The organism is Rhodoferax sp. (genome assembly GCF_044236835.1).
Lineage (GTDB): Bacteria > Pseudomonadota > Gammaproteobacteria > Burkholderiales > Burkholderiaceae_C > Allorhodoferax.
Genome location: NZ_JBIIGC010000020.1, coordinates 1 through 21,129, shown reverse-complemented (window position 1 = coordinate 21,129; position 21,129 = coordinate 1). Strand labels below are relative to the sequence as shown.

Annotated in this window: 19 protein-coding genes; 11 read left to right on the top strand and 8 right to left on the bottom strand. The window is 61.4% G+C overall.

Features of this window, described 5'->3' with window-relative positions:
- Window positions 1-20: 20 nt before the first annotated feature.
- Both ACILRC_RS12935 and ACILRC_RS12930 read left to right on the top strand, forming a co-directional pair.
- Window positions 21-1,217: a hypothetical protein gene (locus ACILRC_RS12935; RefSeq protein ID WP_395669788.1), complete on the top strand. Its 1,197-nt coding sequence runs from the start codon at window positions 21-23 to the stop codon at window positions 1,215-1,217.
- Window positions 1,214-3,064, top strand: a complete 1,851-nt coding sequence (locus ACILRC_RS12930) for a glycoside hydrolase family 2 protein (protein ID WP_395669787.1) — start codon at window positions 1,214-1,216, stop codon at window positions 3,062-3,064. The genes ACILRC_RS12935 and ACILRC_RS12930 overlap by 4 nt, the downstream gene beginning before the upstream one ends.
- A gap of 75 nt (window positions 3,065-3,139) precedes the next feature.
- On the opposite strand, the gene ACILRC_RS12925 is transcribed toward ACILRC_RS12930, so the two are convergent.
- Together ACILRC_RS12925 and ffh are read right to left on the bottom strand one after the other, a co-directional pair.
- The gene (locus tag ACILRC_RS12925; protein ID WP_395669786.1) at window positions 3,140-3,583 is read right to left on the bottom strand and encodes a DUF962 domain-containing protein; all 444 of its coding nucleotides are present in this window, start codon (window positions 3,581-3,583) and stop codon (window positions 3,140-3,142) included.
- Between the two features lie 5 nt (window positions 3,584-3,588).
- Window positions 3,589-4,956 carry a signal recognition particle protein gene (gene ffh / locus ACILRC_RS12920; RefSeq protein WP_395669785.1) on the bottom strand — a complete coding sequence of 456 codons (1,368 nt, stop codon included), beginning with the start codon at window positions 4,954-4,956 and terminating at the stop codon, window positions 3,589-3,591.
- A 77-nt stretch (window positions 4,957-5,033) separates the two neighbouring features.
- Between ffh and ACILRC_RS12915 the strand changes: the two genes are divergently transcribed.
- The 8 genes from ACILRC_RS12915 to ACILRC_RS12880 all read left to right on the top strand — a co-directional run bounded on the left by ACILRC_RS12915 (window position 5,034) and on the right by ACILRC_RS12880 (window position 14,975).
- The gene (locus ACILRC_RS12915; protein WP_395669784.1) at window positions 5,034-5,831 is read left to right on the top strand and encodes an inner membrane protein YpjD; all 798 of its coding nucleotides are present in this window, start codon (window positions 5,034-5,036) and stop codon (window positions 5,829-5,831) included.
- Window positions 5,828-6,055, top strand: coding sequence for a PP0621 family protein (locus tag ACILRC_RS12910; RefSeq protein ID WP_395669783.1), 228 nt, complete (start codon window positions 5,828-5,830; stop codon window positions 6,053-6,055). The genes ACILRC_RS12915 and ACILRC_RS12910 overlap by 4 nt, the downstream gene beginning before the upstream one ends.
- Window positions 6,055-7,821, top strand: coding sequence for an ATP-binding protein (locus ACILRC_RS12905; protein ID WP_395669782.1), 1,767 nt, complete (start codon window positions 6,055-6,057; stop codon window positions 7,819-7,821). The genes ACILRC_RS12910 and ACILRC_RS12905 overlap by 1 nt, the downstream gene beginning before the upstream one ends.
- Window positions 7,803-9,227, top strand: a complete 1,425-nt coding sequence (locus ACILRC_RS12900) for a sigma-54-dependent transcriptional regulator (protein WP_395669781.1) — start codon at window positions 7,803-7,805, stop codon at window positions 9,225-9,227. Before ACILRC_RS12905 ends, ACILRC_RS12900 begins: the two co-directional genes overlap by 19 nt.
- Window positions 9,190-9,816 (top strand): 1,6-anhydro-N-acetylmuramyl-L-alanine amidase AmpD, encoded by a 627-nt coding sequence (ampD, locus tag ACILRC_RS12895; protein ID WP_395669780.1) that lies wholly within the window; start codon window positions 9,190-9,192, stop codon window positions 9,814-9,816. The genes ACILRC_RS12900 and ampD overlap by 38 nt, the downstream gene beginning before the upstream one ends.
- 250 nt (window positions 9,817-10,066) lie before the next feature.
- Complete coding sequence (locus tag ACILRC_RS12890) at window positions 10,067-13,003, top strand: ribonucleoside-diphosphate reductase subunit alpha (RefSeq protein ID WP_395669779.1); 2,937 nt, start codon at window positions 10,067-10,069, stop codon at window positions 13,001-13,003.
- 145 nt (window positions 13,004-13,148) lie between these two features.
- Entirely contained in the window at window positions 13,149-14,324 is a 1,176-nt protein-coding gene (locus ACILRC_RS12885; RefSeq protein WP_395669778.1) for a ribonucleotide-diphosphate reductase subunit beta, read from the top strand.
- Between the two features lie 171 nt (window positions 14,325-14,495).
- Entirely contained in the window at window positions 14,496-14,975 is a 480-nt protein-coding gene (locus tag ACILRC_RS12880) for a histone (protein ID WP_395669777.1), read from the top strand.
- Between the two features lie 52 nt (window positions 14,976-15,027).
- Here ACILRC_RS12880 and ACILRC_RS12875 read toward each other — a convergent pair whose 3' ends face one another.
- From ACILRC_RS12875 to ACILRC_RS12850, 6 genes are all read right to left on the bottom strand, one after another.
- Window positions 15,028-15,975, bottom strand: coding sequence for a zinc-ribbon and DUF3426 domain-containing protein (locus tag ACILRC_RS12875; protein ID WP_395669776.1), 948 nt, complete (start codon window positions 15,973-15,975; stop codon window positions 15,028-15,030).
- Between the two features lie 22 nt (window positions 15,976-15,997).
- Window positions 15,998-16,885: a 50S ribosomal protein L11 methyltransferase gene (gene prmA / locus ACILRC_RS12870; protein WP_395669775.1), complete on the bottom strand. Its 888-nt coding sequence runs from the start codon at window positions 16,883-16,885 to the stop codon at window positions 15,998-16,000.
- 50 nt (window positions 16,886-16,935) lie between these two features.
- Window positions 16,936-18,285, bottom strand: a complete 1,350-nt coding sequence (gene accC / locus ACILRC_RS12865; RefSeq protein ID WP_395669774.1) for an acetyl-CoA carboxylase biotin carboxylase subunit — start codon at window positions 18,283-18,285, stop codon at window positions 16,936-16,938.
- Between the two features lie 14 nt (window positions 18,286-18,299).
- Window positions 18,300-18,764, bottom strand: coding sequence for an acetyl-CoA carboxylase biotin carboxyl carrier protein (gene accB / locus ACILRC_RS12860; protein WP_395669773.1), 465 nt, complete (start codon window positions 18,762-18,764; stop codon window positions 18,300-18,302).
- Between the two features lie 170 nt (window positions 18,765-18,934).
- Window positions 18,935-19,495, bottom strand: coding sequence for a TlpA family protein disulfide reductase (locus tag ACILRC_RS12855; protein WP_395669772.1), 561 nt, complete (start codon window positions 19,493-19,495; stop codon window positions 18,935-18,937).
- Complete coding sequence (locus tag ACILRC_RS12850; RefSeq protein WP_395669771.1) at window positions 19,492-20,085, bottom strand: hypothetical protein; 594 nt, start codon at window positions 20,083-20,085, stop codon at window positions 19,492-19,494. Before ACILRC_RS12850 ends, ACILRC_RS12855 begins: the two co-directional genes overlap by 4 nt.
- A 32-nt stretch (window positions 20,086-20,117) precedes the next feature.
- Between ACILRC_RS12850 and mpl the strand changes: the two genes are divergently transcribed.
- Window positions 20,118-21,129, top strand: a 1,012-nt coding sequence (gene mpl, locus ACILRC_RS12845) for a UDP-N-acetylmuramate:L-alanyl-gamma-D-glutamyl-meso-diaminopimelate ligase (protein ID WP_395669770.1), incomplete at its 3' end; no start/stop codon positions are given.

The window sequence follows — 21,129 nt, the reverse complement described above, 5'->3', positions numbered from 1 at the left end:
CTCGAACCCCAGGTCCCGCCATGCCGCCACTGACTGCCGTCTCCCGCCCCGTACCCACCGACCTGGATCTGCAGACCTCCATTGTGGAGGCCCGCGAACGCAGCTTGGCCTGGCTGCACAGCATGCAGGCCAAGGGATACCCCCAGGGCGTGCTGCGCATCAGCGCCGCGCACGACACGGCCCAGTGGCCGGGCATGCTGCTGCCTGGAACCTACAACGGCACCATCAACCGGGCGCTGCTGGGGGACTTGGAGCGCGACAGCACGCTGCACCAGCCCTTGGTGCAATGGCTGCTCGGGCAACGGCGGTCCGACGGCGTATTTCGCATACACGGTATGCGCGACGACGCTGTATTCAAAAAGCCCGATTTGGCAGAGACCTGGCGGTACATTGACTTCCATGTCACCAACTACAGCTTGGGTGCCATCGACTGCTTAGTGCCCGACCATCCGGCAGTGTTGGACTTTGTGCGTCCGATGTTGGAGCCGCTGCAACTCAAGTCGTGGCTGTGCGAACGCGACTTGCGCGACCCTTGGCTGGAGGGCAACAACATTGTCAACCTGGGCAGCTTCTTGTTGCTCCTGGTGGCGCAAGGTGATAGCACCGACCAGGCTGCGGCGCGCGCCGCCCTGCAAACCTTGTTTGATTGGCATGACCGGCTACAGGAACCAAGCACCGGGTTCTGGGGTGTAGGTCAGCACGCGCATCCCGAGCGTCTGCTGCACGCCATGGCCGGCTCCATGCACAACTACCACCTCTGGTACGCCACAGGGCGCACACTGGCCTACCAAGACCGCGCGGTGAATTACTGCCTGACTCAGGCGCCTCGCATCCACAGTGCCTGCATTGACGTGGATTTAGTCGATCTGCTGGTGCATGCATACCGGCAGATCGACCACCGTCGCGGCGAGATCCGCGATTGGCTTCGCATCCTCCTTGCGGAGCTGCTGGCGTTCCAGAACGCCGATGGTGGTTTTGCCGATGTGCGTGGCGGACCCGGTGTTGCGCCCCGACGCCAAGACGGCTGGGCCCGCGGCTACCAAGAGGTGCAAGGACTCTCCAACACCTTCGCCACATGGTTTCGCTGGATCGCCATCGCCATGATCGCCGAATGCCTCTGGCCCGAATGGTCGCCCACCGGCAGCGGCTGGGTCTTCCGGCGGATGGTAGGCATCGGCTACCGCCAAAGTCGCCCACTTCGGGAGGCGCAAGCATGAACGCCCACACCACCAACGCAAACAACGACGCCAAGCACAGCGCCGTCGATCCGTTCGCGCACCTCCACGACGAGGACTACGCGCAATCGACCAACACACCTACCATCGGCGCAGACACATTGGTCGACTGGAGCACGCGAGCGCATCTGCCGCTCGATGGCCCCTGGCATTTCACGCTGGACCTGTTCGACGAAGGTTTGCGCCAAAAGTGGTACCAAGACACTCCCTTGCCAGCGCCGCAGTGGCCCAAGCCGCGCGACTACGATGCGGGCCAGGGCCTAGTGCTCAACCTGCCCGCGTGCTGGACCACCCAGCGCCCAGAGTGGCGCTACTTTGAAGGTGCAGCCTGGTACACCCGCATGCTGACCCACGTGCCCGATGCGGCCCGTCCGCGCACGCTGCTGTGCGTAGGCGCTGCCAACTACCAATCCCGCGTGTTTCTAAACGGTAGCTTTCTTGGCACGCACCTGGGCGGCTCCACCCCGTTTTGCGTTGAGCTCAGCGCACACCTGCACGCCGGTGAAAACCGCCTGCAGATTCAAGTGGACAACCGGCGTGAACGCCAGCGGGTGCCGATGCAGCACTTCGACTGGTTCAACCACGGCGGCATCTACCGCGAGGTGGCGCTGCTGCACCTGCCTGCGCTGTTCATCCGGGACGCCTCGGTCCAGCTCCAACCAGACGGCAGCTACCAACATCTGGTCGCTGATGTGACGCTGTCGGACGCGGTCGATGCCGATGTGGAACTCCGTATCGCGGGGCTTGGTATCGCACACACCATCCGCGTTCGCGCGGGCCACGCCAAGGTGGTGCTGCCCGCACAGCCCCGGCTGTGGTCACCCGAGGACCCCTACCGCTACCAAGTGGAGTTTCGTCTGGGCGAGGACGTGGTACGCGACCTGGTCGGTTTTCGCGAAATCCGCACGGTCGGACAACGCATCCTGCTCAATGGCCAAAGCATCTACCTCAAAGGCATTTGCGTGCACGAGGACGACGCCGACCTGGGCAAGGTGTCTACCGAGCAGGATGTGCGAAGGCGCTTCGCCGACGCCCGCGAGCTGGGATGCAATTTTCTGCGCCTGTCGCACTACCCCCACCATGCGCACGTGGCCCGCATCGCCGATGAACTTGGCTTTTTGCTATGGGAAGAAATTCCGGTGTATTGGGCCATAGCCTTTGCCAACCCCGCCACACTGGCCGACGCACGCAACCAATTGGCTGAACTGGTGCGCCGGGACCGCAACCGTGCATCCGTTATCCTGTGGGGGGTAGGCAACGAGAACGAGGACAGCGACGCACGCCTGGCGTTCATGCGCGAATTGGCCGACACCGCCCGGGCCCACGACGCCACGCGCCTGATCGCAGCAGCCTGCCTGATCAACCGGCAGAAGTTCTGCATCGAAGACCGGCTCACCGAGCACATCGACGTGATCGGCATCAACGAGTACTTCGGCTGGTACGAGCCTGACTTTTCTGGCCTCGACCGTCTTTTGCATGCATCAGCGCCCGACAAGCCCGTCTTGATCAGTGAAACCGGCGCCGATGCGCTGGCGGGGCACCACGGTCGCACCAACGAATTCTTCACGGAAGAGTGCCAGGCCCATGTGTTCGAACAGCAGATCGAACGACTGTCCAAAGCGCCTTATATCTGCGGCATGACGCCCTGGCTGCTATACGACTTCCGCTCCGAGCGGCGCCAGACGGTCTTCAACCAAGGCTTCAACCGCAAGGGTCTGATTGCCGAAGACAAAACCACACGCAAGCTAGCGTTTGACGTACTGGCTAATTTTTACCACCAGCACAAGCAAGCGCAGGAGCGACAGCAGCATCCATCGCACCCACCATGACCGCGGGAGCGGTGCGCGCCTGGCCGCTTGCGTCGCCAGGTTTTGGCGCAGGGCGGCGGCGCCAGAGCCGAACGCTCAGTACGCAATCCGCAGGCGGCGGTACAGAAAGCCCAGCACGAACAGCGGGCCGATCAGCAAGAAGCGTACATCGTCAAAGAACGCGGGCTTCTTGCCCTCGATCTTGTGACCGATGAACTGGCCAATCCACGCCAGTACGAACACCGCAACCGAAGTCGCCAGCAGATGCGCCTGCGGCACTTCTGTAAGCAGCCAGACCATAGCCACTGACAGCAGCAGCATGCCCAAAGCCAAAGGCACCGACAGTACAAAGTAGTACACCAAGGAACCCAGAACAATTGCTAAGGCCACCGCAGGGGAGAGGCTCCACAGCATTCCCAGCAATGAAAACATGATCGCTGGGACGCACACGAAGTGGACCACTTCGTTGGTGGGATGTTGGTGGCTCTCGGCGTAGGTGGCGATCAGTTGGTGTACGCGACTTGTTGCAAGGTGGTCCATAGTTTTCATCCAAATGGCATTTTGGGCATGCCTTTCATGCCGCCCATGCGTTTCATCATTTTCATCATGCCGCCGCCCTTCATTTTTTTCATCATGTCCTGCATTTGCTCAAACTCCTTGAGCATGCGGTTGACCTCTTGCACCTGCACGCCCGCACCGCTGGCAATGCGGCGCTTGCGGGTGGCCTTGATCAACTCGGGCTTGCGGCGCTCCTGCGGCGTCATGCTATGGATGATGCCTTCTTTGCGGCGTATGTCTTTTTCTGCCCGGTCCATGTCGACCTGACCGGCTTTGGCGGCCATGGCTGCGGGCAGCTTGTCCATCAAGCTGGACAGGCCACCCATTTGCTTCATTTGCTGAATTTGGGCGAGAAAGTCGTTGAGGTCAAAGCTGGCACCGCCTTTGACTTTGGCCGCAAGCTTTTGCGCTGCTTCCATATTGACGCCAGCGGTGACTTGCTCCACCAGGGCCACAATGTCGCCCATGCCCAAAATGCGTCCCGCGTGGCGCTCGGCATCGAAGACTTCCAAGCCGTCCAGCTTCTCGCTGGTACCCGCAAACTTGATGGGCGCGCCAGTGACTTGTCGCACCGACAACGCCGCGCCGCCACGGGAATCGCCATCGGTCTTGGTAAGGATGATGCCGGTCAGCGGCAACGCATCCTTGAAGGCCTTGGCGGTGTTGACCGCGTCCTGGCCTTGCATCGCATCCACCACAAACAAGGTTTCTACCGGGTTGAGGGCGGCGTGCAGGTTTTTGATTTCCAGCATCAGCGCTTCGTCGACCGCCAAGCGTCCGGCGGTGTCGACCAGCAGCACGTCGAAAAAGTGTTTGCGCGCGTAGTCCAACGCCGCCAATGCAATGTCCACCGGCTTTTGGTCTGCGCTGCTGGGAAACCACTCGGCGCCGGCCTGCGCGGTGACGGTTTTGAGCTGCTCGATGGCAGCGGGGCGGTAGACGTCACCCGAGACGGTCAGCACCTTTTTCTTGCGCTTGGCGATCAGGTGCTTGGCGAGCTTGGCCGTGGTGGTGGTTTTGCCAGCGCCTTGCAAGCCCGCCATCAAAATGACTGCTGGGGGCTGGGCGGCTAGGTTGATGTCGGCCACGCCGTCGCCCATGGTGGCAGCGAGTTCCCGGTTGACAATGCCCACCAGCATCTGGCCAGGCTGCAATGCGCCCAGCACCTCCTCGCCCAAGGCCTTTTCCTTCACGCGGGCAATGAAATCGCGCACCACCGGCAAGGCCACGTCGGCCTCCAACAGCGCCATGCGCACCTCGCGCAGCATATCGGCCACATTGGTTTCGGTGATGCGCGCCTGCCCGCGCATTTCTTTGACGAGGCGGCTGAGTTTGTCGGTGAGTGCGGAGGCCATCGAAGCTTTCGGGCGGTTTGCGCCAGGTTGGGTTGCAGGCAGGCACCCCACGCATGGCGAAAGGCTAAACTGTGCGCATGATTTTAGCCAGCGCCCATCCCACCATACTGACGCTTTCGGCGCTGGCCGCCGCAGCCTACGCTTGGCCTGCGCTGCGCGGCGGCAAACTCAAACCGCAAGTTGCCACCGTGTGGGTGGTGGCCGCCTGGTTGATGCACGGCACCGTGCTGGGTTGGAACATGGTGGGCAACCCCGCCTACTTTGGCTTTGCCCCGGCAATCTCGGTCACGTTCTGGTTGGTGGCTGCAGGCTACGCCCTAGAGACCCACATGTACCCGCAGTTGCCAACCCGCACGGCACTGAGCATCGTGGGCGCACTGGCGGTGTTGCTGGCCTTGGTGTTTCCTGGCCAACCGCTGTCGTCCACCGCCACGGTCTGGATGCCGGTGCATTTGGCATTCGGTGTGGCCAGCTACGGTCTGTTTGGTACCGCAGTGGTACACGCCTGGTTTATGCAGCGCGCCGAACGCCGTATCCGCCATGCGGTCGACCCGCAAAGTGGCCTGCCCCTGCTCGCACTAGAGCGCTTGACGTTTCGCTTTGTGAGCGCCGGCTTTGTGCTACTGACCGCGACCTTGGTGGTTGGTGCCCTGTTTGGTGAGGTGGTGTATGGACACGCACTGCGCTGGGACCACAAGACCATTTTTTCCGTCCTGTCCTGGCTCACCTTTGCGGTGTTGCTCGCCGGACGAGCGGCCTTTGGCTGGCGCGGCAGCCGGGCGGTGCGCGGGGTTTACATTGGAAGTGGGTTCTTGCTTCTGGCCTACGTCGGTTCGCGCTTCGTGATGGAAGTGTTGCTAGGTAGCATGCTGTGAAGTACTTGCTGTTGTTTTTGGTGTTGGTGGTGGTCGCTTGGCGCTGGCGCGCGGCGCGCAGACCGGCGGTACGCAAAGAGCCCAAGCCACGCCCACCCGAACCGGCTCCAAGTGCCATGGTGGCTTGCGCCCACTGCGGTGTCCACCTCCCCACAGCGGAGGCCACCCCAGGCCACCAGGGTACGTACTGCAGCGTGGCGCACCGCCAATTGCGGGAGTCCTGATGCCCAGCGCGGCGCCCGGGCACATGGGGCCTGGCGCACAAGCGCCACCCGATAACAGCAGCCACCAAGACACCCGGGAGATTGCGCGCATCTGGCAGGGCTTTATGACCGCCCGCTTCACCTTGGGACTGGTGCTGGTGGTACTGCAAGGCACCTTGTTTGCCGCAGGCATGGTGCAGACCCCATGGTTGCTGCTGGTGAGCTTGGGCTACTTCGCAAGCACCTTGACCACCGGCCTGTTCGGTACACCGCGTCGCTTGGGCAGCACGTTCAACCGGCCCTGGATCGGGCTGGTCGGTGTCGACGTTCTGGCGTTCTCGGCCCTGCAATTCCTGCATGGATCCAGCATCAACTACACCCCCTTGTTTGTACTGCCGATTCTGCTTGCGTCGGTACTGGGGTCGCTCCAACTGGCCCTAGGTACGGCGGCGGGCGTGACGGTGCTGCTCCTAGGCGTCACGCTGTGGGCGCAGTTGGCGCGCGATACTGACACGGCACCCTACCTGGTGCAAGCGGCGCTCAGTGGGGTGGGTTACTTTGCCATTGCGCTACTGGCCAACCAACTGTCGAGTCGGCTGGCCAGCGAAGGACTGCGCGCGCGGCGCAGCTTGGCAGCGGCCAATGTGCAGCGCCAGGTCAACACGTTGGTGATCGAGTCTTTACCCGACGGGGTGCTGATCGTCGACGAGGACGGTGGCGTGCGCGCCATCAACCCGGCCGCCGAGCTGCTACTGGGTCCACGCTCGGCTCAACCTGCAGGATTGCAAGACCTCAAGCTGCAAGAAGCATGGGCACCGCTATTGGCCCTGACCCGGCGCAGCTTGGACAGCGGCTTGGGGCAAGAGCAGGATGTGGTGGTCAAGTTTGAGGGCCAGGGCCCCAGGCGCATCCGGGTGCGCACCCGGCTTACAGCGCCGCAGGACGTAGGTGGCGACGTACTGTGCGTTTTGTTTCTGCAAGACCAGCGCGAGCAAGAAGCTCGCATGCGCACCGAAAAGCTCGCCAGCATGGGGCGCCTGTCGACTGCCGTGGCGCATGAAATTCGCAACCCCTTGGCCGCCATCACCCAAGCGAACGCGCTGCTGGAGGAAGAATTGCAAGACCCAAAGCAGCGCCAACTCACCCGCTTGGTCGACCAAAACGCCCAACGCTTGGCCAAAACGGTCGACGACATCCTCAACGCATCGCACCTACCGTCGCAACAAGACCCACTCACGCCGCCGATCTTGCAACTCAACGAGACTGCCGAACGCATTTGCAGCGACTGGGCACGCCAAACGGGTAATCAGGCGCGCTTGCAGTCCGACTGGTGTCCCCTGGCGTTGGAGGTTCACTTTGATGCCGACCACCTGCGCCGGGTGCTGGTCAACTTGCTCGACAACGCAAGTCGCTATGCCTCCAACGCGCCCGGGGCTATCACGGTTCGCACGCAAGCGATGGACCCGCAACAGGTTCAGCTCAGCGTGTGGAGCGACGGCCCGCCCATGGACCAAAGTGTCGAGCGGCACTTGTTCGAACCGTTTTTTTCCTCGGAAAGCCGCTCAAGCGGCATGGGCCTCTACATCTGCCGGGAGCTGTGCGAAAGCCATGGTGCAGGTATCCACTACCAACGGGCATTGCGCGCACCAGACCAGATCACCCTCAATCCGCAGCACGCGGCGACTAGCGAAGGCAATGTGTTCACCATCACGCTTGAGAGCGCTGGAGTACATTGCGATGCGTCTCCCTCCAAAAGCACACCGGTAGCATGGCGAAAAATCACCTGACCGACGCGACGCAAATTCTGGTCGTCGATGACGAGCCGGATCTGCGCACCCTCTACGAGCTGACGCTGCTTCGTGAAGGCTATGCGGTGAAGGCAGCGGCCGACGTCAACCAAGCCAAGGCTTTGCTGGACGACCAGCGCTTCGATTTGGTCATCACCGACATGCGCCTACCCGACGGCTCGGGCTTGGACTTGCTGCGCCACCTGCGCGCCCATCAACGCGGCGACCGCTGCATCGTGATCACCGCCTATGGCTCTGCCGAGAATGCAGTCGAGTCGCTCAAAGCCGGGGCGTTTGACTATCTGACCAAGCCGGTGGACTTGCGGCAATTTCGCAGTGTGGTGGCGGCCGCGGCCCAGCCCCACTCCGCCCCGCACCCAGGCTGGGCCAAACCCACACCGGCGCCTGACGCGCACGTGGGCCAGGTGGCGATGGAGCGCATGGTCGGTCAGTCCGCCTGCATGCAGCAGGTGCGCGAGCGCATTGCCAAGGTGGCGCGAAGCATGGCGCCGGTGCTGGTGCACGGGGAATCGGGCACGGGCAAAGAATTGGTAGCCCATGCGCTGCATGCCAACAGCCACCGCTGCCACGGCCCCTGGGTAGCAGTGAACTGCGGCGCGATTCCGGAGAACCTGATCGAGGTCGAGTTTTTCGGAGCCAAGAAGGGCGCCTACACCGGCGCGAGCCACGACCGCTCCGGCTTCTTTCAAGCCGCCCACGGGGGCACTTTGTTTCTGGATGAGATTGGCGATTTGCCGCACTCAATGCAGGCCAAGCTCTTGCGCGCGGTGCAAGAGCGGCGCGTGCGACCGGTCGGCGCGACCCATGAGGAGCCGGTGGATGTACGCATCGTCAGTGCCACCCACAAGGATCTACGTGACGAGGTCCAGGCCGGTCGCTTTCGGCAGGATTTGTTTTACCGCCTCAATGTGATTGACATCCGCATTCCCCCACTGCGCGAACGCCCTGAAGACTTGCCCGCACTGTGTGCAACCCTGCTGGCACGCATTGCCAACGAATCGGATGCGCCGCAGCAGGTCAGCACGGTGGGCATCGAACGGTTGGCGCGACTGACGCTACGCGGCAATGTGCGGGAGCTGGAAAACATCTTACACAGGGCCGTAGCCCTGTCCGACCAGCCAGAGCTCGCGCTCGAAGAGATTGACGTCCAAGCCAGCAAAGCTCCAACGGAGATTGACGCGCTGCCAGCTGACCTGCAAAGCCACCTGGACGCGCAGGAACGCGCGATTTTGCTGCGCGCCTTACAGCACACCGGCTTCAACCGCACCTTGGCTGCGCAGTTGTTGGGCTTGTCACTGCGACAGATGCGCTACCGCATCGCCCGCCTGAAGATCGACGTGCCCATAGATGCCCACATGGGTGCAGGTGATGACACGGGTGACTGAAGCCAACGTGCCTCATGCGCCGCTTTGGGACGCAGGCTGGTACCGGCCTGCGCAGCACCACCCCTCGCCCAATTTTGGTCCACGGCCGAACAGCACCGCGGTCGACCTGGTGGTGCTGCACTCCATCAGCCTGCCACCAGGCGTGTACGGCGGTAACGCAGTGCACCAGTTGTTTTCTAACCAACTCGATGCAACTGCACATCCTTACTACGCACAGCTGGTGGGCCTGCAGGTCTCCGCGCATTTCTTCATTCAACGTGACGGCTCCCTGTCGCAGTTTGTGAGCTGCGATGACCGTGCCTGGCATGCGGGTCGCTCCAGCCACCAAGGACGCGAGAATTGCAACGATTTTTCGGTCGGTATCGAGCTAGAAGGCCTTGAGGGCGACCCATTTGAAAGCGCCCAGTACCGTTGCTTGCTGACGCTGCTGCCAGCCCTTGCATTGCGGTACCCGATTGCGGCGATCGCAGGCCATGAACACATCGCACCCGGACGCAAGGCCGACCCAGGTGCGGGGTTGCAGTGGCAATGGTTACAAGCTCACCTCGGTTGGGCGCCACGGTGTTTTCCCGAAGGTGTCCTTACCTAACGCGGTCAGCGTCGGGGGTACCTCCCCGCAGGGCGCAATTTGCATGTGGCTTTTTTGCTTTTTTCCACGCAAAAGGCTTGCGAGGCACCTGCAGTCCGATACACTACCTGTAGTGGCTAGTAGGCAGTCATCACCCCAGATATAGCGTATAGGTCGACTAACAGGGGTGGTACTTTTCAGGCCCGTGGCTGTGGGCCTGAGCAAACCCCTAGCCCTCCAAAAAAAATGACGATCCAAAGACGAGGAAACCATGCAATCAGTTGTATCCGACACCCCCTCCCTTGCTACAGGCGTTTTGAATCTCCAGCACCGCAACGCCACCGATGCCCCGCAAACGAACCCGCTTGCGCACTACCAAATCATCCGCCGCAACGGCGCTGTGGTGCCCTTCGAGCCCGCCAAGATTGCAGTCGCAATGATGAAGGCTTTTTTGGCGGTGCACGGTACCCAAGGTGCGGCATCGGCCAGCGTGCGTGAGACGGTAGACGCGCTCACCCAGCAGGTGGTTCGCGCGCTGGTGCGTTCTCGCCCTGGCGGCGGCACCTTCCATATTGAAGACGTGCAAGACCATGTCGAACTCGGCCTGATGCGGGGCGGCCACCATGAGATTGCGCGCGCCTATGTTCTCTATCGAGAGCGCCGCACCCAAGAGCGCGCCAAACAGTCCTCGCAATCCGCGCCGAGCACGCCCGTCCTGTATGTTGTGGAATTGGGCCAACGTGTTGCGCTGGATGTGCCTGCGCTGCAACAGCGTATTGAGGCTGCCTGCGCCGGCCTGGGCGCCGACGTCAACGCTGCACCCATTCTTGCGGAGACGATGCGCAACCTTTACGACGGCGTCCCCATGGACGAGGTGTACAAGGCCGCCATTCTTGCGGCGCGCACCCTGATCGAGAAAGACCCCGATTACACGTTTGCCACCGCGCGGCTGCTGTTCCACACCATCACCCGCGAGATTTTGGGGCGCGACGTTGCGCAGGGCGAGATGGCGCAGGCATACGCCGACTACTTTCCCGGCTTCATCAAAAAAGGCGTGGACAACGAGCTACTCGACGAGAAGCTGCTGCAGTTCGACCTCAAGCGCTTGGGCTCAGCACTCAAGGCAGAGCGCGACCTGAGTTTTGATTACCTGGGCCTGCAAACCCTGTACGACCGCTACTTTTTGCACGTAGGCAAGCAGCGTATTGAGCTACCCCAAGCCTTCTTTATGCGGGTAGCCATGGGCCTGTCCCTCAACGAAATTGACCGCGAGGCCCGCGCCATCGAGTTCTACGAGGTGCTGTCCTCCTTCGATTTCATGTCCAGCACCCCCACGCTGTTCAACAGCGGCACGCTGCGCTCGCAGTTGTCAAGCTGTTACCTGACCACCGTACCTGACGACCTCGACGGCATCTACGAATCCATCAAAGAGAACGCGCTGCTCTCCAAGTTTGCCGGCGGCCTGGGTAATGACTGGACCCGCGTGCGGGCTCTGGGCTCGCACATCAAAGGCACGAATGGCGAATCGCAAGGCGTCGTGCCTTTTCTGAAGGTAGTCAACGACACTGCAGTGGCCGTCAACCAGGGTGGCAAGCGTAAAGGCGCGGTCTGCACCTATCTGGAGACCTGGCACCTCGATATCGAAGAGTTCCTCGAACTGCGCAAAAACACCGGCGACGACCGCCGCCGCACCCACGACATGAACACCGCGAACTGGATCCCCGACCTGTTCATGCGCCGCGTCATGGAAAAGGGCACCTGGACCCTGTTCTCCCCGTCGAACGTACCCGACTTGCACGACCTGTTTGGTACGGCGTTCGAGACCGCCTACGTGGCCTACGAGGCCAAGGCCGCGCGCGGCGAGATCAAGCCCGCGCGCACGGTGCAAGCCGCCGATCTGTGGCGCAAGATGCTCACCATGCTGTTTGAAACCGGCCACCCCTGGATCACCTTCAAAGATGCCTGCAATGTGCGCTCGCCGCAGCAACACGCTGGCGTAGTGCATTCCAGCAACCTGTGCACTGAGATCACGCTCAACACCTCAGACACTGAGACCGCTGTGTGCAACCTTGGCTCGGTCAACCTGCTGCGCCACCTCAAAGAGGGCGAAGGTGGCAAGGTGATCGACCACGACAAGCTCAAGCGCACCATCACGATCGCCATGCGCATGCTCGACAACGTGATCGACATCAACTACTACGCCGTTAAAAAGGCACGCGACTCCAACCTGCGCCACCGCCCTGTGGGCCTGGGCCTGATGGGCTTCCAAGACTGCCTGTACGAGCTGCGTGTGCCCTACGCCAGCGACGCTGCGGTGGCATTCGCGGACACCTCCATGGAAGCTATTTGCTATTACGCATACTGGGCCTCCACCGAGCTGGCCCGTGAACGCGGCAAGTACTCCAGTTTCAAGGGCTCGTTGTGGGACAAGGGCATCTTGCCCTTGGACACACTCGACTTGTTGTCCACCGAGCGTGGCGGCTATGTGGAAGTGGACCGCTCGTCTACCCTGGACTGGGACGCGCTGCGCAAAAAGATCGCCCAGGACGGTATGCGCAACTCCAACTGCGTGGCCATCGCCCCGACCGCCACGATCTCCAACATCATCGGTGTGGACGCGTGCATTGAGCCATGCTTTGGCAACCTCTCGGTTAAGTCCAATTTGTCGGGCGAGTTCACGGTGATCAACAGCTATTTGGTGCGTGACCTCAAGCGCCTGGGCCTGTGGGATGACGTGATGGTGATGGACCTCAAGCATTTCGACGGCTCACTGGGCCCCATTGACCGGGTCCCCTTGGACATCAAGCAGCTCTACCACACTGCGTTTGAAGTGGAAACGCATTGGGTGGTCGAAGCTGCAGCTCGTCGCCAAAAGTGGATTGACCAAGCCCAGTCGCTCAACATCTACATGGCCGGCGCCTCTGGCAAGAAGCTCGATGAAACCTACAAGCTCGCATGGTTGCGCGGCCTCAAAACCACCTACTACCTGCGCACTATGTCGGCCACCCACGCCGAGAAATCGACCGTTAGCGCAGGTCGCATGAATGCGGTCGCCTCAGGCAACGATGGCAGCGGCGGGGTACGCATGTCGAGCGCAATGGAGGCCGCCGCAGCGGCTGCGCAAGCGCAAATGGCACTGCCCTCAAACGCTGCCACGGACATCAAATTTTGTGGCGTGGACGATCCTACCTGCGAGGCCTGCCAGTGAGTCACAGTGCGTGGCGCAGGCCCTGTACCACGCGCTGTGCGTCGCACACGGCGATGCAATTGCACAACACCAGCGAGCAGAGAAAAACCTTGAAGTCTTCTCATTTCATTTCGCTGCTTTCATAATCCACCGATTGGAAATTTTTATGCTGTCTTGGGACGAAGAAGTTAAGCCCTCACTGCCAACGAATTTGGCGCACGCGCCGCTCAATGATGCAGCGCCGATTCGCGCCGATGTCCCATCCGCTACGCGCACTCTGCACGACGGCGCGCCCATCCCGACTGCTGCCCTTTCACCCAGCACACGCCGCATCCGCGCCGACGACAAGCGCATCATCAACGGCAAGACCGACGTCAACCAACTCGTCCCGTTCAAATACAAGTGGGCATGGGAAAAGTACCTCGCTAGCTGCGCCAACCACTGGATGCCGCAAGAGGTCAACATGACTCGCGACATTGCACTCTGGAAGGACCCCAACGGTTTGACCGAAGACGAGCGTCGCATCATCAAACGCAACCTCGGCTTTTTTGTGACGGCGGATTCGCTGGCAGCCAACAACATTGTGTTGGGTACCTACCGCCACATCACCGCGCCCGAGTGCCGCCAGTTCTTGCTGCGCCAAGCCTTCGAAGAGGCCATCCACACACACGCCTACCAGTACATCGTGGAGTCTTTGGGACTCGACGAAAGTGAAATCTTCAATGCGTACAACGAGGTGCAGTCGATCCGCGATAAGGACCAGTTCCTGATCCCCTTCATCGAGGCGATCATGGACCCCAGCTTCCACACCGGAACACCGCAAGCTGACCAGACTTTACTCAAGTCCTTGATCGTGTTTGCCTGCCTCATGGAAGGCCTGTTCTTCTACGTCGGCTTCACCCAGATTCTTGCGCTGGGGCGCCAGAACAAAATGACCGGCGCGGCCGAGCAGTACCAGTACATCCTGCGTGACGAGTCGATGCACTGCAACTTCGGAATCGACCTGATCAACCAGCTCAAGGCAGAGAACCCGCAACTTTGGACGGCAGAATTCAAAGGCGAGATCAAAGCGCTTTTCGAGAAGGCAGTGGAGCTGGAATACCGCTACGCCGAGGACACCATGCCGCGGGGCGTGCTGGGCATGAATGCATCCATGTTCAAAGGTTACCTGCGTTATATCGCCAACCGTCGCGCAACCCAGATCGGCCTGGAGACACTGTTCCCCAACGAAGAAAATCCGTTCCCTTGGATGAGCGAAATGATCGACCTCAAAAAGGAACGTAACTTTTTTGAAACACGCGTCATTGAATACCAGTCAGGAGGTGCTCTGTCTTGGGACTGAGCGCAGCGCAATGGCATCACAGAATTCGCAAGTACAACCGAGCCTTCATTGGGGTCGGTTGCATGAGCGTCACCGAGTTCATCGCGCTGGGAATCATCCCAACGCCATGAATCGCTTCCTGGTTCCCAACCTGCAGGAAGTGCTCTTTGTTACTTGATCAAGGAGATATCTATGGCAACTGCAAAAAAACCGGCCGCTAAGAAGGCCGCTCCAGCTAAGAAGGCGGCTCCAGCGAAAAAAGCCGCTCCAGCGAAAAAGGCCGCACCGGCCAAGAAGGCTGCACCGGCGAAAAAGGCCCCAGCAAAGAAGGCCGCACCGGCCAAGAAAGCTGCACCGGCGAAAAAGGCCCCAGCAAAGAAAGCTGCTCCGGCTAAGAAGGCCGCTCCGGCGAAAAAGGCGGTAGCCGCCAAGAAGCCGGCTGCCAAAAAGGTAGCTGCCAAGAAAGCTGCTCCGGCGAAAAAAGCCGCAGCTGCCAAAAAGCCCGCTGCCAAAAAGCCCGCTGCCAAGAAAGCTGCCAAGAAGCCGGCTGCGAAGAAAGCTGCGAAAGCACCCGCTGCCAAAGCAGCGCCTGCCGGACCCGCTGCACCTGCTGCTCAGACCACTCTGAACCCGCAGGCCGCCTGGCCCTTTCCTACGGCCAGCAAGCCCTAATCGGGAAACCGATGGCTTCAAAGCCCGGCGCCCGCAAGGCCTCGGGCTTTTTTTACGGGTAAAAGGCAAGCAAGCGGTAGCCTGCTATCGACTCTGCACCCACCACGGAGCGCACCTGCACGGGCAAACTTGCCGTCACGCTGGCGCCCACAGGCAGCGCCGGTCTCTGGCCTGCAAACTCCTTGGCTTGCAGAACTCGGCGCAAAAGAACACGGTCCTGTAAATCAGTCAAGGTCAGTTCCACCGCCGGCATCGCCACCGGTACGCTACCGGTGTTTCTAAGCGTGAACTGCAAGGTGTAAACCTGAGTAAGAACCTTGCTGAAGGACGAGCTGTCGATCACGAGGGCATCGGCTTGGCGCAACGCATCAATGCGGCAACCGAACACACTGCATGCCCATGCCAGCGCGGGCGCAATCGATGGATTGAAACTAGCAATCCGATCGCGCTCGTGCCACAGCACCTGTCCGCCCAGAACACCAAGCAGTGCTGCGGCCGCAGACCACATCCAGACCCGCGCCGCTAAGCCGGCTCGGGATGAAGTCGCCTTGCCTTGGGCCATGAACGACGGTGTGGGCTGCGCAGCGACATGCACAAAAGAAGGCGCAGCACCAGCACCAGCCGCAGCCCCAGACAAATCCTGCACCGCGATGCCGGCATCAGATGGCCCTGACAACGCGTGAGGGCTCTGGTCGAGAAAGGCATCACCCGGCAACACCGCGACCGCGGTGGCAGTTTCCACGGCTGTGGCGGGCGCCACCGCAGCGGCTGGCGACTCCATACCGGCGACCTCGCTCCAGTCGTACGCTGCAGGTGCTGCAACTGCATTGTTGGGTGGTGTGGGGGCCACCACTGGCTGAGCTGAAGGCTGCAGATGCACATTGGCATCAAAGACTTCGTCACATTGGCCGCAGCGCACCCATCCATCGGACACCAGCAACTGAGCATGTACGACTTTGAACATCGTGCTGCAGGCCGGGCATCGTGTGATCAGAGACATCGCCGGGAAATTGTAGGCTCGACTAGTTGGCAGATACCGTGCCCACCATCAGGATCCAGCCATCCTCTTGATCGGCCACCGAGATCGCACAGTACGGGGCGTAGGCCGCCACAAGCTCTTCGGCCTGGCGCGCGAGAATGCCCGCCAGCACCAGCGACCCACCAGGCGCCACATGGGCGCACAGCAAAGGCGCCAACACTTTCAATGGAGACGCCAAGATGTTGGCCAACACCAACCCGAAGGCCCCCTGCGCCACCTGCGGCAGTCCAGCCTGCAAGACCACGGTGTTGGCCTCGGCGTTGAGCCGCGTGGACTGCACCGCAGCGTCGTCGATGTCCACCGCAACCACCTCGTGTGCGCCCATTTTGGCCGCTCCAATGGCCAAAATGCCTGAGCCGCAGCCGTAGTCCAGCACCCTGGTGGGTACCGGGTTGCGCGCTATCCAGCGCAAACACATGCGGGTCGTGGGGTGGGTTCCCGTGCCAAAGGCCAACCCCGGGTCCAAGCGAATGAGCTGCTTGGCTTGGGCTGGCGGTTCATGCCACGTGGGCACCACCCAAAATTCAGGCGTGATCTCCACGGGCGCAAACTGGGACTGGGTTAACCGGACCCAGTCTTGCTGGGGCACCGCCTGCATGCCAAGCACTGCAGAATCATGAAAAAAATCTTGCAACTGCAGCAGGCTGGCCGCGCGCTTTGCCTCAGGCTCCGTCGAAAACAATGCGCACACCCGGGAGCGCTGCCAACCCTCACGGGGCGCGGGCATGCCGGGTTCACCAAACAGGGCCTGCTCGGCATCGGTCTGGGCATCGGCGTCTTCGACGCTTACGCTCAGTGCGTCCAGCGCCTCCAGCGCGTCGCTCACGGGTTCGACACCGTCTTGCGGGACCATGAGACGCAGCTCAAACATGGCGCCTGGCTCCATGCTATTCGCCCCGATCAAAGCAGGGAGCGCCGCACTCAACGCTTGTGCTGCTCAAGCCAATGCTCAAGGTAATGGATGTTGGTGCCACCGGCCATGAACTTGGCATCCACCATCAGCTCCCGGTGCAGTGGGATATTGGTGTTGATGCCTTCCACGACGGTCTCTGCCAAGGCGGTGCGCATGCGAGCCATGGCCTGGTCGCGGGTGTCGCCGTGCACGATGATCTTGCCCACCATGGAGTCGTAGTTGGGTGGCACAAAGTAATTGGTGTACACGTGCGAATCGACCCGCACGCCCGGCCCACCCGGTGCATGCCACATCGTGACCCGGCCTGGCGACGGCGTGAACTTGTAAGGATCTTCCGCGTTCACCCGGCATTCGATGGCGTGGCCCCGCATCACGATGTCGCGCTGCGCGAAGGGCAACTTCTCGCCCGCAGCCACCATGATCTGGGTTTTGACGATGTCGATGCCCGTCACCATCTCGGTCACCGGATGCTCCACCTGCACCCGGGTGTTCATCTCGATGAAGTAGAACTCGCCGTTCTCGTAGAGGAACTCAAATGTACCTGCGCCGCGGTACCCAATCTTTTTGCAGGCCGCAACGCAACGCTCGCCAATGCGCTCGATCAGCTTGCGGTTGATGCCAGGTGCGGGCGACTCTTCCAGCACCTTTTGGTGGCGCCGCTGCATAGAGCAGTCGCGCTCGCCCAAATACACCGCGTTCTTGTACTTGTCGGCAATGATCTGGATTTCGACGTGGCGCGGGTTCTGGAGAAACTTCTCCATGTACACCGCCGGATTGCCAAACGCAGCACCTGCTTCGGCCTTGGTCATCTGTACCGCGTTGATGAGCGCTGCCTCAGTGTGCACCACCCGCATGCCGCGACCGCCGCCGCCGCCGGCGGCCTTGATGATGACGGGGTAACCGACCGTTTTGGCAATGCGGCGAATCTGCACCGGGTCATCGGGCAACTCGCCCTCGGAGCCGGGAACACAGGGCACGCCAGCACGGATCATGGCCTGCTTGGCCGAGACTTTGTCGCCCATCACCCGGATCGACTCCGGCGTGGGTCCGATGAACTGGAAGCCGCTCTTTTCCACGCGTTCGGCAAAATCCGCGTTTTCGCTCAGAAAACCATAGCCAGGATGGATGGCCTCGGCGTCGGTCACCTCGGCTGCCGAAATGATGGCGGGCATGTTGAGGTAGCTTTGTGCCGACGGGGCCGGGCCAATACAGACGGCCTCTTCGGCCAACTTGACGTACTTGGCCTCCCGGTCCGCCTCCGAGTACACCATCACCGCTTTGATGCCCAACTCCCGGCAGGCGCGCTGCACCCTTAAGGCAATCTCACCACGGTTTGCAACCAGAATTTTTTTGAACATGGGTTGCGCCGGGCTTAAACGATGGTGAACAGGGCTTGGCCGTATTCCACAGCTTGTCCGTTCTCACACAGAATGTGGGTCACAGTGCCGGACTTGTCGGCTTCGATCTCGTTGAGGATCTTCATGGCTTCGATGATGCAAATCGTCTCACCCGCTTTGATGCTGTCGCCCACCTCGACGAAGGGCTTGGCGCCGGGCGACGACGCGCGGTAAAAAGTACCCACCATCGGTGACTTCACAGCATGGCTGGCCGCGGCTTCGGCCAAGGGGGGCACCGGAAGCGCTGCCTCGACTGCAGCGGCCGTTGCTGGCGCGGCGGGCGCCGGCTGCTGGTACACCGGTGCAGGTGCATAGGCCTGCACAGGCGCGCCAACACTCTTGACAATGCGGACTTTGCCCTCGGCCTCGGTGATCTCCAGCTCCGAGACATTGGAATCGGACACCAAGTCGATCAGTGTTTTCAGTTTGCGTAAATCCATGGAATCTCCAACAACCGTCGTGAAACAGGGCGCGAATTTACAGCAAATTCGACCCAAAAAACGGCATTTACAACTATTTGTAGGCAAACCTGCGAGACCAAACATGGGCAGCGCGCCCCTGCGGTCCCTCAAGACACCGGATAGCGGCTGGGAAAATGGCGGTGGAGCGCTTACTTTACGGCCACCCAAGACTGCAAGTCGTCCTTTTTGACCTGGCCTAGTTTACGTTGTGCTACCGCGCCTGCCGAATCAAGCACCACAGTGAACGGCAGGCCACCGGTAAGATTGCCCAAGCTCCGACCCAATTCGGTGCCCGACAGGCCCGCCATACCAATCGGGAAATCCAGTGGGATGCGCTCAAGAAAACGAGCCACTGCGGCCGTCTTGTCAATCGCTAATCCGATCACTTGCCAGCCGTTGGACTTATTTTGCAAAAAGAAATCGTTAATTAGCGGTAGTTCCTCAATACACGGAGGACACCAAGTAGCCCAGAAATTAATCAGCAGCGGTTTGCCGCGCAGCGTCGAGGCTGCTAGGACCCCGTCGCCCGGCGTATCCCACTGCAAGGACCAGAAGCCCTCCACCGGCTCGGTGGGTCCACCGTGCTGGCGCGACTGCCACCATGCCAGCCCAAGCCCAGCACCTCCCGCCGCTAGTCCGGCTGATACCAACAACGCGCGGCGGCGAAGCGGCAGGTTGTGGGAGGGGGAATCCGGCGGTGGGGCACTCATGGGGTGGGATCATGCAGCAGTTTTTGCAGCGCCGCCGCATCGCCGCGCAATGGCCGCCCTTGGGCATCGGGCTTGAGCGCTCCTCGCAGATCGTCGTAGTCGTACACCACCAAGTGCACCAACACCCGTTCTGACAGCGCCGGACAGGGCACTTGCACCGTGAGCATGTCGACAGGTTTGCCGTGGATGCCGGTCACAGTTTGCACGTCAAATCGCAGGCCTTGGTTGACCAGGTGCAGCTCGGCCGACTTGGGATCATCAACAAAAAGCTGGATCAGTATGTCCGATAGTCGCGTGGCCGTGCCGCGCCAAACCGCGCCGGCTAGGTGGGGGCGAAAGTCGGCAAAGCGCTGCATCCACACCAAGGCAAGCTCGCGCAGTGCCCGCAACTCCTGGGGCTGGGTGTCGGCGCAGAACAGGGCGATGTACTCCTGCACCGCCGCCTCCACCGCTAGGTTGTCGGGCATCGCGGTGCGCGCGGGCAGGCCGAGCTGCTTGATGGCGCGGCGCTTGGCCGGGCCGTACTCCAGCCCCTCTTCGACCACCATGCGCGCTGCGGCGGCTGCAATTTCGAGGGTGAGCGATTCCATGGCGGGATTGTGCCCCTCCTTAGAATCTCACCATGCACATCCACATTCTTGGCATCTGCGGCAGTTTCATGGGTGGCTTGGCCGCCCTGGCCCGCGAGGCTGGCCACCGCGTGACAGGCTGCGACGCCGGTGTTTACCCCCCCATGAGCGACCAATTGCATGCGCTGGGCATAGACACGGTGGAGGGTTTTGGCGCGCAGCAAATGGCGCTGCAGCCTGATATGTTCGTGGTTGGCAACGTCGTCAGCCGCGCCCGACTGCCCGATGGCGAGCCCAAATTCCCGCTGATGGAAGCCATTTTGGAAGCGGGCGCGCCCTACACCAGCGGCCCACAGTGGCTGGCCGAGCATGTGCTGCAAGGCCGCCACGTGCTGGCGGTCGCTGGCACCCACGGCAAAACCACCACCACCGCCATGCTGGCCTGGATTCTGGAGTCGGCAGGCTTACAACCAGGTTTTTTGGTCGGTGGCGTGCCGCGCAACTTTGGCGTGTCGGCGCGGCTTGGCCGTGGCAAAACCTTTGTCATTGAGGCCGATGAGTACGACACCGCCTTTTTCGACAAGCGCAGCAAATTCGTCCACTACCGGCCGCGCACCGCCATCTTGAACAATTTGGAGTTCGACCACGCCGACATCTTTGACGACATGGCGGCTATTGAGCGGCAGTTCCACCACCTGGTGCGCACCGTGCCGGGCAGCGGCCGGATCGTGGTCAATGGAATCGAAGAGAGCTTGGCACGCGTGCTGCACCAAGGTTGTTGGAGCGAAGTGCGCAGCTTTGGCGCGGCCGTCAGCGACTTCAGCGCCGCAGGCGAGCCCGACGCTTTTGCGGTGCTTTACCAAGGCCAGGTGGTCGGCGAAGTTCGTTGGGGCCTGGGCGGTGTGCACAACCAGCTCAACGCGCTGGCGGCACTGGCAGCGGCCGAGCATGTGGGCGTGGCGCCCGCCGACGCAGCCGCTGCGCTGGCAAGTTTTGAGAGCGTCAAGCGGCGCATGGAGGTGCGCGAGCGCATCACGCTGTCCAAGGCCGCAGCCCACACCTCCG

Coding starts and splice junctions, on each gene's coding strand:
- ACILRC_RS12935 (WP_395669788.1), top strand. CDS start 21: ATGCCGCCACTGACTGCCGTCTCCCGCCCCGTACCCACCGACCTGGAT.
- ACILRC_RS12930 (WP_395669787.1), top strand. CDS start 1,214: ATGAACGCCCACACCACCAACGCAAACAACGACGCCAAGCACAGCGCC.
- ACILRC_RS12925 (WP_395669786.1), bottom strand. CDS start 3,583: ATGGACCACCTTGCAACAAGTCGCGTACACCAACTGATCGCCACCTAC.
- ffh (WP_395669785.1), bottom strand. CDS start 4,956: ATGGCCTCCGCACTCACCGACAAACTCAGCCGCCTCGTCAAAGAAATG.
- ACILRC_RS12915 (WP_395669784.1), top strand. CDS start 5,034: ATGATTTTAGCCAGCGCCCATCCCACCATACTGACGCTTTCGGCGCTG.
- ACILRC_RS12905 (WP_395669782.1), top strand. CDS start 6,055: ATGCCCAGCGCGGCGCCCGGGCACATGGGGCCTGGCGCACAAGCGCCA.
- ACILRC_RS12900 (WP_395669781.1), top strand. CDS start 7,803: ATGGCGAAAAATCACCTGACCGACGCGACGCAAATTCTGGTCGTCGAT.
- ampD (WP_395669780.1), top strand. CDS start 9,190: ATGCCCACATGGGTGCAGGTGATGACACGGGTGACTGAAGCCAACGTG.
- ACILRC_RS12890 (WP_395669779.1), top strand. CDS start 10,067: ATGCAATCAGTTGTATCCGACACCCCCTCCCTTGCTACAGGCGTTTTG.
- ACILRC_RS12885 (WP_395669778.1), top strand. CDS start 13,149: ATGCTGTCTTGGGACGAAGAAGTTAAGCCCTCACTGCCAACGAATTTG.
- ACILRC_RS12880 (WP_395669777.1), top strand. CDS start 14,496: ATGGCAACTGCAAAAAAACCGGCCGCTAAGAAGGCCGCTCCAGCTAAG.
- ACILRC_RS12875 (WP_395669776.1), bottom strand. CDS start 15,975: ATGTCTCTGATCACACGATGCCCGGCCTGCAGCACGATGTTCAAAGTC.
- prmA (WP_395669775.1), bottom strand. CDS start 16,885: ATGTTTGAGCTGCGTCTCATGGTCCCGCAAGACGGTGTCGAACCCGTG.
- accC (WP_395669774.1), bottom strand. CDS start 18,285: ATGTTCAAAAAAATTCTGGTTGCAAACCGTGGTGAGATTGCCTTAAGG.
- accB (WP_395669773.1), bottom strand. CDS start 18,764: ATGGATTTACGCAAACTGAAAACACTGATCGACTTGGTGTCCGATTCC.
- ACILRC_RS12855 (WP_395669772.1), bottom strand. CDS start 19,495: ATGAGTGCCCCACCGCCGGATTCCCCCTCCCACAACCTGCCGCTTCGC.
- ACILRC_RS12850 (WP_395669771.1), bottom strand. CDS start 20,085: ATGGAATCGCTCACCCTCGAAATTGCAGCCGCCGCAGCGCGCATGGTG.